Source organism: Pseudomonas sp. W2Jun17, assembly GCF_023127795.1.
GTDB lineage: Bacteria > Pseudomonadota > Gammaproteobacteria > Pseudomonadales > Pseudomonadaceae > Aquipseudomonas > Aquipseudomonas synxantha_A.
The window spans coordinates 31,137-45,278 of the sequence record NZ_SPKO01000038.1 but is presented as its reverse complement, the minus strand read 5'-3'; the positions used below and the strand labels follow the sequence as shown (position 1 = coordinate 45,278).

The following is a 14,142-nucleotide window of genomic DNA, read 5'->3' as shown; positions in this document are numbered from 1 at the left end:
CCGAACTAAACCTTTAGGGCCTGGATAAGGCCCACCTGGTTTCAAGGGGAGCAACAAAATGATCAAACGCAATCTGCTGGTTATGGGCCTTGCCGTGCTGCTGAGCGCTTGCGGCTTCCAGCTGCGCGGCACCGGCACCAACGAGCTGTCGCTCAAGGAACTCGACGTCAGCGCCCGCAACGCCTATGGCGAAACCGTCACCCAGCTGCGCCAGACCCTGGAGAACAGCGGCGTGCACGTGTACAACGGCGCGACCTACAAACTGATCCTGACGGATGAGAAAGAAACCCAGCGCAATATCAGCTACGCCAGTGCCGGCCGTGCGTCCGATGTGGAGTTGAACACTGCGCTCTACTTCGAAGTACAGGGTCGCGATCAGTTGCCGCTGATGGGTGACAAGATCCAGGTGCAGAAAGTCGTGAGCCACGATGGCAATAACCTGGTGGGTTCGGACTCCGAGACCCTCCAGGTGCGCAAGGAAATGCGTCGTGAGCTGATCCAGCGCATGATGACTCGCCTGCAAATGCTGACCCCGGAAAAGCTCGCCGCTCTGCAGCAAACCGCCGACAACAAGGCCAAGGCTGACGCCGATGCCCTGAAAGCCGCGCAAGAGTATGAAGACAACACGCCGAAACAATCGCCTGTTGAAGTTCCTGTCGAGTAAGCCAGACGGGGCGCCCCTGGCGCCCCGTTCGCCCTGCCTATGAAACTCGCCCCCGCCCAACTCGCCAAACACCTGCAAGGTGGCCTCGCGCCTGTCTATATCGTCAGCGGTGATGACCCGCTGCTGTGCCAGGAAGCGGCCGACGCTATCCGCACTGCCGCGCGCCAGCAAGGTTTCGATGAACGCCAGGTGTTCAGTGCTGACGCCAGTTTCGACTGGGGTACCCTGCTGCAAGCCGGCGCGAGCATGTCGCTGTTTGCCGAAAAGCGCCTGCTGGAGCTGCGCCTGCCCTCGGGCAAGCCCGGCGACAAAGGTGCGGCGGCGCTGATGGAGTACTGCTCGCGCCCTGCCGAAGACACCGTGCTGCTGATCAGCCTGCCCAAGCTCGACGGCAGCGCGCAGAAAACCAAGTGGGGCAAGGCACTGGTAGAAGGTGCGCAAACCCAGTTCATCCAGATCTGGCCTGTGGACAGCAACCAGTTGCCGCAGTGGATTCGTCAGCGCCTGTCACAATCGGGGCTGGCGGCAACACAAGATGCCGTGGAGCTGATCGCCGCCCGGGTCGAGGGCAACCTGCTTGCCGCCGCCCAGGAGATCGAAAAGCTCAAGCTGATGGCCGAGGATGGGCAGATCACCGTCGAAACCGTACAAGGCGCAGTGGCCGATAGCGCTCGCTTTGATGTGTTCGGCCTGGTCGATGCGATCCTCAACGGTGAGCCCGCCCACGCGCTGCGTATGCTTGAAGGCTTGCGTGGCGAAGGGGTGGAACCGCCGGTGATCCTCTGGGCCCTGGCCCGGGAGCTGCGAGTACTGGCGAATATCGCCTTGCAATACAGCCAGGGCACACCCCTGGACAAATGCTTCAGCCAGGCCAGGCCCCCGGTGTGGGACAAGCGCAAACCGCTGATGAGCAAAGCCCTGCAACGGCACTCGGCGCAACGCTGGGCGCAACTGTTGCTGGAAGCGCAACGCATCGATGCGCAGATCAAGGGCCAGGCAGCCGGCTCGCCGTGGATGAGCCTGAGCCGTTTGTCGCTATTGATGGCCGGCCAGCGCCTCACCCTGCCAGCCGAATAACCCTCTCTTGAAAACACCATAGATCCAATGTGGGAGGGGGCTTGCTCCCGATGGCAGTGTGTCAGGAATTTATGTTTCACTGATGTACCGCTATCGGGAGCAAGCCCCCTCCCACATTTCACCTGCGTACCTTTCCTACACTTCGCTGGGCTTTACAGCCGCTCAACTTAGGCAGATTATTTGCCCGCCCCACCACCCACAGAGACTAGACACCATGAGCAAAAAGCCATCCAAGCATGGCCCCAACAAGGCCAAATCCATCATCGCCCAGCCACTGTTCCGCAGCCGTCAGGAACGCGCCGGCAAGGGCAAAGGCAGCTACCGCCGCGAAGCCTTCCAGTCTAATAGCTGGGAGGCTTCTTACTTTCTGGCTGCCTGAAGGCAAGCGCCCCTCTGGCATGATAAGGTCTGTACCTGATTTGTAACCCCCTGGACCTGTGCATGCCCTCTAGTCTTTCTCGTCGTTGGCACCTACGCCAATTGATCGCTGCCTCCAGCCTCATTCTGCTTGTCGCCTGCGCGGAAAAACCTACCGCCGCGGACGCTCAGCCCCTGCCCAAGCTCCAGACGGCACCGGCTATCGCACCGGCTGTGGTTGCCCCCTTGGCAGTGGATAATCTTGATATCCAACCGACCCAGACCTTTGCCGAATGGCAGGCTGGCTTCCGTGCGCAAGCGCTGCAAGCCGGGATCACTGCGGCTGTGTTCGATAACGCTTTTGCCGGCGTCACCCCTGATATGGCGGTGATTCGCGCCGACCGAAGCCAACCGGAATTTTCCCGCCCGGTGTGGGAATACCTCGACGGCGCCCTGTCACCGGTGCGCGTGCGCAATGGTCAGGCGCTGCTGGTCAAGTACGCCGATATTCTGCAAAGCATCGAACAGCGCTATGGCGTCGACCGCCAGGCACTGGTCTCGGTGTGGGGCATGGAGAGCAACTTCGGCGCGTTCCAGGGCAATAATTCGGTGATCCGCTCCCTGGCCACCCTGGCCTATGAAGGCCGTCGCCCGGCCTTTGCCCAGGCGCAGCTGCTGGCAGCGCTGCAGATCATCCAGCATGGTGATATTCAGGCCGACCAGATGAAAGGTTCCTGGGCTGGTGCGATGGGCCAGACGCAGTTTATCCCGACCACCTATAACACCCATGCGGTGGACTTTGACGGTGATGGTCGTCGCGATATCTGGAACAGCCCGTCCGACGCCCTCGCCTCCACGGCGCATTACCTGCAAAGCTCCGGGTGGCAGAAAGGCCAGCCATGGGGCGTTGAAGTGCAGCCGCTGCCGTCGGGCTTCGACTACAGCCTGGCCGATGGCGGCGTGCGCAAGACCGTGGCGCAATGGCTGCAACTGGGCATCCAACTCCCCCCTGGCGTGAGCCTGCCGGCCAATGTCGACCAGTTGTCCGCCGCCCTGCTGTTACCGGCTGGCTACCGTGGCCCGGCATTCCTGGTATTGGATAACTTCCGCGCAATCCTCAAGTACAACAATTCGTCGTCCTATGCGCTGGCGGTTGGCCTATTGTCGGAGCGATTTGGCGGCGGCGGTGTGATTCGTGGCAGTTGGCCCAAAGATGAGCTGCCGCTGAGCCGCTCCCAGCGTATCGACCTGCAAACGGCACTCAGCGCCAAAGGCTATGACGCCGGTAACCCGGATGGGATTATCGGCGCCAATACGCGCAAGGCGATTCGCGCGGCGCAGCAGGCGTTGGGCTGGCCGGCGGATGGGTATCCGACGGTGAAGTTGCTGGAATCACTGCAGGACCGATAGATCTGCTTAGGGCAACTACCGCCATCGGGGGCAAGCCCCCCCGATGGCGGTTTAGCAGACTGTAAAAAACTCAGGGGTTGAACACTACATCCTGCTCCAACACCACCCGCCGCTCCCCCGCATCCAAGCGCACCAAAGCACCCATCGGCAACGTCAGGTTGGGGTCGCAATGCCCACTGCGCCAGCCGGCCAGCACCGGAACGCACAGGGGTTCGAAGGTCTGCTTCAGCAACCGCTCCAGCGCACCGTTATCCACACCCGCCACATCCCCTACCAGCACACCGGCGACCTGGGCCAGCTTGCCGGCCAGGCGCAGGTGAGTCAGCAGGCGGTCGATACGATAAAGCGGCTCGTTGACGTCCTCGATAAACAGGATGATGCCTTCGGCGTCTATCTCATACGGCGTGCCCATTGTTGCAGCAATCATCGACAGATTACCGCCCAGCAAGCGCCCACAGGCAATGCCTGGCTCGATCGTGGTCAATGGGTAGGCCACCGGGTGCGCAAGCACACTGCCGGCGCCCAGTTGGCCACGCAGCAGGCTGAACAGGGAGGATTCGGTTGGCTGTTGCTTGTCGCCCAGCAGGTCGGCATTGAGCATCGGCCCGTGGAATGTGACAAAGCCGGCGTAACGGTTGATCGCCAAGTGCAAGGCGGTGATATCGCTGTAACCCACGAATGGTTTGGGGTGGGCGCGCAGCAGGTCGTAGTCCAGCGCGTCGAGCAAGCGCGGCGTGCCGTAGCCGCCGCGCAGGCAGAAGATGGCATCGACGTCGGGATTGGCGAAGGCGGCATGCAAATCGCGCAGACGCACTTCATCGCTGCCGGCCAGGTAGCCGTCGCGCTCGTATACACCGGGGTAAATGCGCAGGTCGTAACCGCGGGCACGCATCCATTGCCCGGCTTTTTCAACATCCAGCGCGGCAGGGCCAGCGGGGGCGATCAGGCCGATGGTGCCTTCGGGGCGCAGTGCAGGTACGGCGGCGGTCATCTATGGTTCTCCCTATATGACGCAGAACGAAATGTGGGAGCTGGCTTGCCTGCGATGCAAGCGCCTCGGTGTATCAGTGACACCGAGGTGATGCTATCGCAGGCAAGCCAGCTCCCACACAAGCCAGCATTTCACATTGATTCTGGGGGCGGCTTACGAAACCAGGCTCGCCTTGACCAGCTTGGCCTGCTCGTCGGCGTGGTACGAAGAACGCACCAACGGGCCCGACGCCACGTTCTTGAAGCCCATCTTGTAACCTTCCTCGGCGAACCAGGCGAAGGTGTCCGGGTGCACGAAACGCTGCACCGGCAAGTGGCTGCGCGATGGTTGCAGGTACTGGCCCAGGGTCAGCATGTCGATGTCGTGTTCGCGCATGCGCTTCATGACGTCGATGACTTCTTCGTCGGTCTCGCCCAGGCCCAGCATCAAGCCGGATTTGGTCGGGATGTGCGGCATCATCTGCTTGAATTTCTGCAGCAGGGTCAGCGACCACTGGTAGTCCGAACCCGGACGCGCAGCCTTGTACAGGCGCGGTACGGTTTCCAGGTTGTGGTTGAACACATCCGGCGGCTCGGCGGCGGTGATTTCCAGAGCCACGTCCATACGGCCACGGTAGTCCGGCACCAGGGTTTCGAGCATCACGTTGGGTGACAGCTTGCGGATCTCACGGATGCAGTCGGCGAAGTGCTGGGCACCGCCGTCGCGCAGGTCGTCACGGTCGACCGACGTGATCACCACGTACTTGAGTTTCAGGTCGGCGATGGCGATGGCCAGGCTTTGCGGCTCGTTGACGTCCAGAGGTTTCGGACGGCCGTGGCCTACGTCGCAGAATGGGCAACGACGGGTGCAGATGTCGCCCATGATCATGAACGTGGCGGTGCCGCCAGAGAAGCATTCACCCAGGTTCGGGCAGGACGCTTCTTCGCATACGCTGTGCAGTTTGTGTTTGCGCAGCAGGGACTTGATACGGTCGACTTCCGGCGAAACCGGGATGCGCACGCGAATCCAGTCGGGTTTCTTCGGCAGTTCGGTGGTCGGGATGATCTTGACCGGGATGCGTGCAACCTTCTCGGCGCCGCGCAGCTTGACGCCGGCTTCCACCTTGGCACGCGGGGCCGGGGCTGGACGCTCAGTGATGTCCAGCGTCGGGATCATGGTTTGCACAACATCAGTAGTCATATCAATCGATTCCGCCCGTCAGGGTCGTCTGCTCTGCATAGTCGAGGTGTTTGACGAGCTGCGCGCGCAGCCGGGCACTAACCTCGGCAAATTTAATCGGTGTGGCATGATCGCTCAGTTGGGTCATCGCCAGCCCGGCATAACCGCACGGGTTGATCCGCCGGAACGGCGCCAGGTCCATGTCCACGTTCAAGGCCAGGCCATGAAAGGAACAACCGTGGCGAATACGCAGCCCCAGAGAGGCGATTTTCGCGCCGTCTACATACACACCGGGTGCATCGGGCTTGGCCGCGGCGGTCACGCCATAACTGGCCAGCAGCTCGATCAGGCAAGCCTCCATGCGGCTGACCAGGTCGCGCACGCCAAAACCCAGCTTGCGCACATCCAGCAACAGGTAAGCCACCAATTGCCCTGGGCCATGGTAAGTCACTTGGCCACCCCGGTCGACCTGCACCACCGGAATATCACCCGGAAGTAACAGATGCTCGGCCTTGCCGGCCTGCCCCTGGGTGAATACCGGCGGGTGTTCCACCAGCCAGATTTCATCCGGGGCAGAGGTGCCGCGCTCGTTGGTAAAGCGCTGCATGGCATGCCAGACCGGCTCGTAGGCCATCTGGCCGAGCTCGCGAAAGCCCAGAACGTGCGACATCACAGCACCATGTGCACGAAGCCGGTGGCCCGCAGTTCGCTGTTGATGTTGTAGAGCTGGTCCTGATCGGTCGCAACGATGTGCAACTGAATCGTGGTGTACTTGCCGGTGGAGCTTTGACGCTCGTCCACGCGGTTGTCGTTGATCGTCGCGTGTTTCCTGACGATTTCGAGAATCTTGTCCTTGCGGCCGACACCGGTATCGCTGATCACCTTGACGGGATAATCCGTCACAGGGAATTCGATCTTTGGCGCCTTTACTTCTACGTCTTTATCGGTCATGGCAGAACAGCCTCGTAAGCGCTAAGCCGTGGCGACGGGCAAAGCCCCGCGCTGGATCAACGCGGGGCTTTGCAGGTGCACACAATCAGTTGAACAAGCCGTAGAAGAATAGACGGATGCTATCCCATACGCGGCGGAAGATACCACCTTCCTCGACAGCGTCCAGTGCGATCAGGTCGGCGCTATGCACCACCTTGTCGTCCAGCTTGACTTCGACTTTACCGATCACGTCGCCCTTGGCGATTGGGGCGACCAATTGCGGGTTCAGGGTCATGCTGGCGGCGAGCTTTTTCAGCTGGCCTTTAGGCATGGTCAGGGTCAGGTCGTCAGCCAGGCCGGCCTTGACTTGGGAGGTGGCGCCCTTCCATACCGGCGCGGTCGCCAGCTCGGCACCCTTCTGGTAGAAGGTCTGGGTTTCGAAGAAGCGGAAGCCGTAGGTCAGCAGTTTTTGCGTCTCGGCCGCACGGGCCTGTTCGCTGTTGGTGCCGAATACCACAGCGATCAGGCGCTGACCATCACGCACAGCGGACGACACCATGCAGTAGCCGGCTTCGTCGGTGTGGCCGGTTTTCAGGCCGTCGACGGTCTTGTCGCGCCACAGCAGCAGGTTGCGGTTAGGCTGCTTGATGTTGTTCCAGAAGAACTCCTTCTGGGAGTAGATCGCGTAGTGCACCGGGTCAACGCGGATGATCGCGCGCGCCAGGATCGCCATGTCGTGAGCCGACGAATAGTGCTCTGGGTTCGGCAGGCCGGTCGGGTTCATGAAGTGGCTGTTGGTCATGCCCAGGTCGGCGGCAGTCTTGTTCATCACGTCGGCGAACGCATCTTCGCTGCCGGCGATGTGCTCGGCCAGGGCGACGCTGGCGTCGTTGCCGGACTGGATGATGATGCCGTGCAACAGGTCACTGACGGTGACTTGCGAGCCGACCTTGATGAACATCCGCGAACCACCGGTACGCCAGGCGTTTTCGCTGACGGTGACCGGATCGTTCTCGCCGATCTGGCCGCGACGGATTTCCAGGGTCGCGATATAGGCAGTCATCAGCTTGGTCAGGCTGGCTGGCGGCAGGCGTACATCACCGCCGTTTTCGACCAGCACGTTGCCACTGGCGGCGTCCATGAGGACCCACGACTTGGCGGCCAGTTGCGGGGAGGCCGGCACCATTTCAACCGCCCAGGCGGCCGGGGTGATGATCAGCGAGATAAGCAGGCACGTGCGTTTGGCTAAGGTGGTGATGTTCATCCGTCTCTCGAAATTGCTTATGGAAACTTGCCCTCGCGGGCAAAACTATTCAGACAGCCCGCTTCCAGACTGTCACGTGTTCGGTTGCCCGCTCACCCCTTGCCCCTGGGTTTTTATTGTTCAACGAGCCAACAACCTGGACTCAAGCGCGCAGGCGCACCTGAGCCATCAATCCGTTACTTATTCTGCGGTGACCACGCTGGGTTGCCCCAGGTTGGCCAGGCGGACGCTGTTCTGCACTTGCGCCACTTCACTTGGCGAACCGATCGGGCCCATGCGTACACGGTGCAACGTTTGCTGGTTACGCACGATGGAACTGATGAAGACCGGCGCGCTGACCATACCGCTGAGCTTGGACCTTAACAGTTCTGCCGCATCCGGGTTGGCGAAAGCGCCGACCTGAAGGTATTGCCCGCCCGCCATCGAGGCGCCCGGTGCTGCGTGAGGGACGACGACGGTATCCGGAGCATGTTGCGCCGGCGGCGGCGTCCACTGCTCGATCTTGCCGGTCGAGGCCGTCACTTGCGGTTGGGGGGTTGCCGGTTCGTTAAGCATCAACGGCGCCGGCTTGCCACGCTGGGCCCAATACTGCGCCGGGTCGATGCCCTCGACTTTCACCCGTGCAGTGCCGGTTTCGGCGTAGCCAAGCTTCTTGGCCGCGGCGTAGGACAAATCGATGATCCGGTCCGAATAGAACGGCCCGCGGTCGTTGACCCGCAGGATCACCGTACGGTTGTTGTCCAGGTTGGTAACGCGAACATAGCTGGGCAACGGCAGGGTCTTGTGGGCCGCGCTCATGCCGTACAGGTCATACACCTCGCCATTGGCGGTGTTCTGGCCATGAAACTTGGTGCCGTACCAGGACGCGGTGCCGGACTGCACGTAAGTCTTGGATTCCTGCAGCGGGAAGTAATTCTTGCCCAGCACGGTGTAGGGGTTGGCCTTGTAGGGGCCGGTGTGCAGGGTCGGCGTGGCATCCGGGATTTTCGAGACATCCACATCCCACCACGGCGCGCCATCTTTGTGCGCACGGTTGATGTCCAGGCCCGGCTGGGCGCGCACCACCGTGCCACCGGCCTTCTTGGCAGGCGCACGGTTAGGGGTCGTGGAGCAACTGGCAACCAGCAAGGACAACGCGGCGAACGCCACCAGCTTGAGCGGTTTTTTGAACGGCGATACCCGCATTACTTGTTGCCCCGTGCTTGAACCAGCTCATCTGACAGCTGATGCACGGCCATGGCGTACATCACACTGCGGTTATAACGCGTGATTGCGTAGAAATTCTTCAGGCCCATCCAGTATTCCGGGCCGTTTGCACCTTCCAGGCGGAATGCCGTCACCGGCATGTCGTCGCGTGGCGCATTCTGACTCGACCAGCCCAGCGCTCGCAACTCCCCGACGGTCTTGACCGGCTCGATACCCTGGGTCAAGCCTTCATCGGCGCGCTCACCTGTGACATCGGCGCGGATAACCACCGGTTCGCCGCCAACCCAGCCGTGACGCTTGAAGTAGCTGGCCACGCTGCCGATGGCGTCGTCGGGGTTGCTCCAGATATTGATATGGCCGTCGCCGTCAAAGTCCACCGCATAGGCGCGAAAGCTGCTCGGCATGAACTGCGGCAAGCCCATCGCGCCGGCGTACGAGCCCTTGAGTGTCATCGGGTCGACCTGTTCTTCGCGGGCCAGCAGCAGGAATTCGCGCAGCTCCTTGCGGAAGAATTCGGCACGCGGCGGGTAATCGAAGCCCAGGGTCGACAAGGCGTCGATCACCCGGTAGCTGCCGGTATTGCGGCCGTAGAACGTTTCAATGCCGATGATCGAGACGATGACCTGGGCCGGCACGCCGTATTCCTGCTCGGCGCGGGCCAGGACGGCTTCATGCTGGCGCCAGAAGTCCACGCCGCGGGCAATACGTGCGTCAGTAAGGAACATCGGGCGATATTCCTTCCACTGCTTCACGCGTTCGGCGGGGCGGGAAATGGCGTCGAGGATCGCCTGCTTTTTCTGGGCTTCGCGGAACACGCCCATCAGTTGCTCGCCAGCAAAACCGTAGTCGCGGGTCATCTCACCGACAAATTCGGCGACCTGGGGTGAACCATCGTAGTCACCGGCCTGCGCCTCTTGCGTTGCCCCCAGCAGCCCAATCAGGCCCATCCAGGTCGCATGCCGAGTCGCCCAGCCGCGCATTACTTGCATTGACATCTTCACCTTATTCAAACCTGTGCGATCCACTTGCGATGCGTATGAATCGACATCAAAACCCCAAACGCTGACAGCAATGTCACCAGCGAAGTTCCGCCGTAGCTAATGAATGGCAACGGCACCCCAACCACCGGCAGCAGGCCACTGACCATACCGATGTTGACGAAAACGTAAACAAAAAAAGTCATGGTCAGGCTGCCGGCAAGCAATTTACCGAACAGCGTCTGCGCCTGGGCGGTAATCACCAGGCCGCGACCAATCAACAGCAGATAGATCAACAATAAGGCGCAAATGCCCACCAGGCCGAACTCTTCGCCCATCACCGCGATGATGAAGTCGGTATGACTTTCGGGCAAGAAGTCCAGATGGGACTGGGTGCCCAGCAACCAGCCTTTGCCGAATACGCCGCCGGAACCGATGGCCGCCTTGGACTGGATGATGTTCCAGCCGGTGCCCAACGGGTCGCTCTCCGGGTCGAGGAACGTCAGGATCCGTTGCTTCTGATAGTCGTGCATGAAGAAGAACCACATGGCCACGGCCACGGGGACGGCAGCGGCCAGCACGCTGAGGATCCAGCGCCAGCGCAAGCCCCCCATAAACAGCACGAACGCGCCACCGGCCAGAATCAGCAATGAGGTGCCAAGGTCAGGCTGGCGCACGATCAGAATAAACGGCACGCCGATTAGAAGCAGGCTGATCACCACGTGCTTGAGCTGTGGCGGCAAGGTGCGCTTGGACAAGTACCAGGCGATGGTGGCCGGCATCAGGATCTTCATGAATTCCGACGGTTGGAAGCGAATCACCCCGGGAATGTTGATCCAGCGCGTGGCTCCCATGGCGTTATGGCCCATGACATCCACCACCACCAGCAGCAACACGCCGGCGACATACCCCAGCGGCACCCAACGCGCCATGAAGCGTGGTTCAAGCTGGGCGATCACCACCATCGACAACAGGCCCAGGCCAAACGAGGACGCCTGTTTGATCAGCAGGTCCCAGTTCTTGCCGCTGGCCGAATACAGCACGAACAGGCTGCCGGCCGCCAAGGTCAGCAGCAGGATCAGCAGGGGGCCATCAATGTGCATGCGTTGCAGCAACGTCGCACGGCGACGCATCACATCCTCGCTGGAGAGGATGCGGTCAAAATTACTCTTCACGGGCCGTAACCTCGGGGCTTGATGGGGGGCCGCCATATTCGGGCTTGAGCTTGCCATCCTCGGCCAACAGCCAGGCATCCATGATCTGCCGCACCACGGGTGCCGCGACGCCAGAGCCGGACTCACCGTTCTCGACCATCACCGAGACCACGATTTTCGGGTCGTCAGCCGGGGCGAAGCCGACAAACAAGGCGTGGTCGCGGTGACGCTCCTGAACCTTGGAACGGTCATATTTTTCGCCCTGCTTGATCGCGACCACCTGGGCCGTACCACTCTTGCCGGCGATGCGGTATTGCGCGCCGGCTGCCGCCTTGCGTGCGGTACCCCGTGCGCCGTGCATGACTTGCTGCATGCCGTGGTTGACCTTGGCCCAGTCCGACGGGTCGCGCAGCACAATATCGGGAATCGGGTTGTCGTCTACCGGCTTTTCGCCTTCGATGGTCTTGGCCAGGTGCGGCCGATTCCAGATGCCTTTATTGGCCACCAGCGCCGTGGCCTGGGCCAGTTGCAGCGGCGTGGCCTGCATATAGCCCTGGCCGATCCCCAGGATCAGGGTTTCACCCGGGAACCATGCCTGACGGCGCGTCGCACGCTTCCATTCCCGCGACGGCATCAGGCCGGGAGACTCTTCGAACATGTCCAGAGAGACTTTCTGACCGAGGCCGAACTTGCCCATGTAGGCAGACAGGCGATCGATCCCCAGCTTGTGGGCCAGGTCGTAAAAATAGGTGTCGTTGGAGCGCATGATCGCGGTGTCCAGGTCGACATAGCCGTCACCGGAGCGGTTCCAGTTACGGTATTTGTGATCATAGTTGGGCAGCATGTAGTAGCCGGGGTCATAGACCCGACTGGAGGCCGTGACCACGCCGGAATCCAGGCCGGCGATCGCCACCGCCGGCTTGATGGTCGAACCCGGTGGATACAGGCCGCGCAATACGCGGTTGAACAGCGGTCGATCGATGGAGTCGCGCAGCTCGGCGTAGGCCTTGAAGCTGATGCCGGTGACGAACAGGTTGGGGTCGAAACTCGGCTGACTGACCATCGCCAGCACTTCGCCGGTTTTCGGGTCCAGCGCCACCACGGCGCCACGCCGGCCACCCAGGGCCATCTCGGCCGCTTCCTGCAACTTGATGTCCAGGCTCAGCACAATGTCCTTGCCCGGTATCGGGTCGGTGCGCTTGAGCACGCGCAAGACGCGGCCGCGGGCGTTGGTCTCGACTTCTTCGTAACCCACCTGGCCGTGCAGCTCGGGCTCGTAGAAACGCTCGATGCCGGTCTTGCCGATATGATGGGTGCCGCTGTAATTGACCGGGTCGAGGGTTTTAAGCTCTTTCTCGTTGATCCGCCCCATATAGCCGACCGAGTGGGCAAAGTGCGCCCCCTGCGGATAGTGGCGCACCAACTGCGCCACCACTTCCACACCCGGCAGACGGAACTGGTTCACGGCGATTCGGGCGATCTGCTCTTCGGTCAGCTCGAACAGGATCGGCACCGGCTCGAACGGCCGGCGCCCCTGCTTCATGCGTTTCTCGAAGATCACCCGGTCTTCCGGCGTCAGTTGCAGCACCTCGACAATCACATCGAGCACCTGCTGCCAGTCGCCGGAACGCTCACGGGTCATGCTCAGGCTGAAGCTGGGGCGGTTATCCGCGACCACCACGCCATTGCGGTCGAAGATCAGCCCACGGGTCGGCGGAATCGGCTGCACATGCACCCGGTTGTTTTCCGACAGCGTGGAGTGATAGTCGTACTGGATCACCTGCAGGAAATACAGACGCGCAATCAGCACGCACATCAACGCCACCACCAAAATCGCACCGAACACCACCCGCGCGCGTACCAGACGTGCGTCTTTCTCGTGGTCCTTGATGCGGATCGGCTGGGTCATCGGGGGCAGCGCAGACTATTTGTGGTAAGGGTGCCCGGACAGAACTGTCCAGGCGCGATACAGCTGTTCACCGATCAGAATCCTTACCAACGGGTGCGGCAATGTCAGCGCCGACAACGACCAGCGCTGATCGGCTCGCGCGCAGACTTCCGGCGCAAGCCCCTCGGGGCCACCGACCATGAAGTTGACCGTACGCGAATCCAGGCGCCAGCGATCCAGTTCCACCGCCAACTGCTCGGTGCTCCAGGGCTTGCCGTGCACTTCGAGAGTGACGATACGCTCGTTGGGGCCGACCTTGGCCAGCATGGCTTCGCCTTCCTGGCGAATAAAGCGCGCCACATCGGCGTTCTTGCCCCGGGTATTGAGCGGTATTTCCACCAGTTCAAGCGACAGCTCAGCGGGCAGACGCTTGGCATACTCGTGCCAGCCTTCTTCCACCCACTTGGGCATGCGTGAACCGACAGCGATCAGACGCAGGCGCACAGCCGTTCCTTATTCCTGGTCTTTGTTGAGCTTGTCGAAGTGCGCGTGGCCCACTTCCGGGCTGTGGTGCTTGCCATCGGCGGCACGGCTCTGCTCGGCGCCTTTCCACAGACGTTCCAGGTCGTAGAACTGGCGGGCGTTGGAGGTCATCATGTGAACGATCACATCGTCCATGTCCAGCAGTACCCAGTCGCTGTCGCCCTTGCCTTCCTCACCCAGAGGCTTCACGCCCTGGGCTTTGACGGCTTCGCGAACCTTGTCGAGCATCGCGCCGATCTGGCGGTTGGAGGTACCGGTGGCGATGATCATGAAGTCGGTGATGCTTTGCTTGTCGCGTACGTCCAGCACCTGGATGTCCTGGGCCTTAACGTCTTCCAGGGCGGCCACGGCCACTTTCACCAGCTCTTCGCCAGCCAATTCCGGGCCCACGTGGGCTTCAACCGGCAGCGGTGCGCTTTTGAAGGTGCCTTTGCGCTTAACTTTGCTTACGTCTTTGTTCGTCATATAAAACTCGTTTTGCTCGTATGTTCGGGCGCTTGCTGCACGGCTCGTGCGTTCAAGC

The 14,142-nt window shown here is 61.4% G+C and carries 15 protein-coding genes; 4 read left to right on the top strand and 11 right to left on the bottom strand.

The features are described 5' to 3' along the window. Positions 1-58: 58 nt before the first annotated feature. The 4 genes from lptE (at position 59) to E4O98_RS25145 (ending at position 3,508) form a co-directional block, all read left to right on the top strand. The gene (lptE, locus tag E4O98_RS25160) at positions 59-664 is read left to right on the top strand and encodes an LPS assembly lipoprotein LptE (RefSeq protein WP_032879303.1); all 606 of its coding nucleotides are present in this window, start codon (positions 59-61) and stop codon (positions 662-664) included. A gap of 39 nt (positions 665-703) precedes the next feature. Beyond that, positions 704-1,741 (top strand): DNA polymerase III subunit delta, encoded by a 1,038-nt coding sequence (holA, locus tag E4O98_RS25155; protein WP_005791737.1) that lies wholly within the window; start codon positions 704-706, stop codon positions 1,739-1,741. A gap of 214 nt (positions 1,742-1,955) precedes the next feature. Continuing rightward, a complete protein-coding gene (gene arfA / locus E4O98_RS25150; protein WP_003176285.1) occupies positions 1,956-2,120 on the top strand; it encodes an alternative ribosome rescue factor ArfA in 165 nt (54 codons plus the stop codon). 62 nt (positions 2,121-2,182) lie between these two features. Then, complete coding sequence (locus E4O98_RS25145) at positions 2,183-3,508, top strand: lytic murein transglycosylase (RefSeq protein WP_148854014.1); 1,326 nt, start codon at positions 2,183-2,185, stop codon at positions 3,506-3,508. Between the two features lie 70 nt (positions 3,509-3,578). Here the strand turns inward: E4O98_RS25145 and E4O98_RS25140 are convergent, their stop codons facing one another. The 11 genes from E4O98_RS25140 to rsfS form a co-directional block, all read right to left on the bottom strand. Then, the gene (locus E4O98_RS25140; RefSeq protein WP_148854013.1) at positions 3,579-4,499 is read right to left on the bottom strand and encodes an LD-carboxypeptidase; all 921 of its coding nucleotides are present in this window, start codon (positions 4,497-4,499) and stop codon (positions 3,579-3,581) included. A gap of 153 nt (positions 4,500-4,652) precedes the next feature. After that, positions 4,653-5,654, bottom strand: a complete 1,002-nt coding sequence (lipA, locus tag E4O98_RS25135) for a lipoyl synthase (protein WP_179119850.1) — start codon at positions 5,652-5,654, stop codon at positions 4,653-4,655. 25 nt (positions 5,655-5,679) lie between these two features. Further along, on the bottom strand, positions 5,680-6,327 hold the full coding sequence (lipB, locus tag E4O98_RS25130; RefSeq protein WP_032879294.1) for a lipoyl(octanoyl) transferase LipB: 648 nt from the start codon (positions 6,325-6,327) through the stop codon (positions 5,680-5,682). Continuing rightward, the gene (locus tag E4O98_RS25125) at positions 6,327-6,608 is read right to left on the bottom strand and encodes a DUF493 domain-containing protein (RefSeq protein ID WP_005791752.1); all 282 of its coding nucleotides are present in this window, start codon (positions 6,606-6,608) and stop codon (positions 6,327-6,329) included. Before E4O98_RS25125 ends, lipB begins: the two co-directional genes overlap by 1 nt. Before the next feature lie 85 nt (positions 6,609-6,693). After that, positions 6,694-7,851, bottom strand: a complete 1,158-nt coding sequence (locus E4O98_RS25120) for a D-alanyl-D-alanine carboxypeptidase family protein (protein ID WP_005791754.1) — start codon at positions 7,849-7,851, stop codon at positions 6,694-6,696. Positions 7,852-8,031: 180 nt separating this feature from the next. Continuing rightward, on the bottom strand, positions 8,032-9,036 hold the full coding sequence (locus tag E4O98_RS25115) for a septal ring lytic transglycosylase RlpA family protein (RefSeq protein ID WP_103734857.1): 1,005 nt from the start codon (positions 9,034-9,036) through the stop codon (positions 8,032-8,034). After that, positions 9,036-10,046, bottom strand: coding sequence for a lytic murein transglycosylase B (mltB, locus tag E4O98_RS25110; RefSeq protein ID WP_005791758.1), 1,011 nt, complete (start codon positions 10,044-10,046; stop codon positions 9,036-9,038). Before mltB ends, E4O98_RS25115 begins: the two co-directional genes overlap by 1 nt. A 17-nt stretch (positions 10,047-10,063) precedes the next feature. After that, positions 10,064-11,167 (bottom strand): rod shape-determining protein RodA, encoded by a 1,104-nt coding sequence (gene rodA / locus E4O98_RS25105; RefSeq protein ID WP_050549432.1) that lies wholly within the window; start codon positions 11,165-11,167, stop codon positions 10,064-10,066. Between the two features lie 31 nt (positions 11,168-11,198). Beyond that, the gene (mrdA, locus tag E4O98_RS25100; RefSeq protein WP_032879291.1) at positions 11,199-13,097 is read right to left on the bottom strand and encodes a penicillin-binding protein 2; all 1,899 of its coding nucleotides are present in this window, start codon (positions 13,095-13,097) and stop codon (positions 11,199-11,201) included. Between the two features lie 15 nt (positions 13,098-13,112). Further along, on the bottom strand, positions 13,113-13,580 hold the full coding sequence (rlmH, locus tag E4O98_RS25095) for a 23S rRNA (pseudouridine(1915)-N(3))-methyltransferase RlmH (RefSeq protein WP_003176297.1): 468 nt from the start codon (positions 13,578-13,580) through the stop codon (positions 13,113-13,115). A gap of 9 nt (positions 13,581-13,589) precedes the next feature. Beyond that, on the bottom strand, positions 13,590-14,084 hold the full coding sequence (gene rsfS / locus E4O98_RS25090; protein ID WP_003176298.1) for a ribosome silencing factor: 495 nt from the start codon (positions 14,082-14,084) through the stop codon (positions 13,590-13,592). Positions 14,085-14,142: the final 58 nt, after the last annotated feature.

Bases quoted from the DNA above. Each gene is read 5' to 3' on its own strand.
- lptE (WP_032879303.1), top strand. From the start codon at position 59: ATGATCAAACGCAATCTGCTGGTTATGGGCCTTGCCGTGCTGCTGAGC.
- holA (WP_005791737.1), top strand. From the start codon at position 704: ATGAAACTCGCCCCCGCCCAACTCGCCAAACACCTGCAAGGTGGCCTC.
- arfA (WP_003176285.1), top strand. From the start codon at position 1,956: ATGAGCAAAAAGCCATCCAAGCATGGCCCCAACAAGGCCAAATCCATC.
- E4O98_RS25145 (WP_148854014.1), top strand. From the start codon at position 2,183: ATGCCCTCTAGTCTTTCTCGTCGTTGGCACCTACGCCAATTGATCGCT.
- E4O98_RS25140 (WP_148854013.1), bottom strand. From the start codon at position 4,499: ATGACCGCCGCCGTACCTGCACTGCGCCCCGAAGGCACCATCGGCCTG.
- lipA (WP_179119850.1), bottom strand. From the start codon at position 5,654: ATGATCCCGACGCTGGACATCACTGAGCGTCCAGCCCCGGCCCCGCGT.
- lipB (WP_032879294.1), bottom strand. From the start codon at position 6,327: ATGTCGCACGTTCTGGGCTTTCGCGAGCTCGGCCAGATGGCCTACGAG.
- E4O98_RS25125 (WP_005791752.1), bottom strand. From the start codon at position 6,608: ATGACCGATAAAGACGTAGAAGTAAAGGCGCCAAAGATCGAATTCCCT.
- E4O98_RS25120 (WP_005791754.1), bottom strand. From the start codon at position 7,851: ATGAACATCACCACCTTAGCCAAACGCACGTGCCTGCTTATCTCGCTG.
- E4O98_RS25115 (WP_103734857.1), bottom strand. From the start codon at position 9,036: ATGCGGGTATCGCCGTTCAAAAAACCGCTCAAGCTGGTGGCGTTCGCC.
- mltB (WP_005791758.1), bottom strand. From the start codon at position 10,046: ATGCAAGTAATGCGCGGCTGGGCGACTCGGCATGCGACCTGGATGGGC.
- rodA (WP_050549432.1), bottom strand. From the start codon at position 11,167: ATGCGTCGCCGTGCGACGTTGCTGCAACGCATGCACATTGATGGCCCC.
- mrdA (WP_032879291.1), bottom strand. From the start codon at position 13,097: ATGACCCAGCCGATCCGCATCAAGGACCACGAGAAAGACGCACGTCTG.
- rsfS (WP_003176298.1), bottom strand. From the start codon at position 14,084: ATGACGAACAAAGACGTAAGCAAAGTTAAGCGCAAAGGCACCTTCAAA.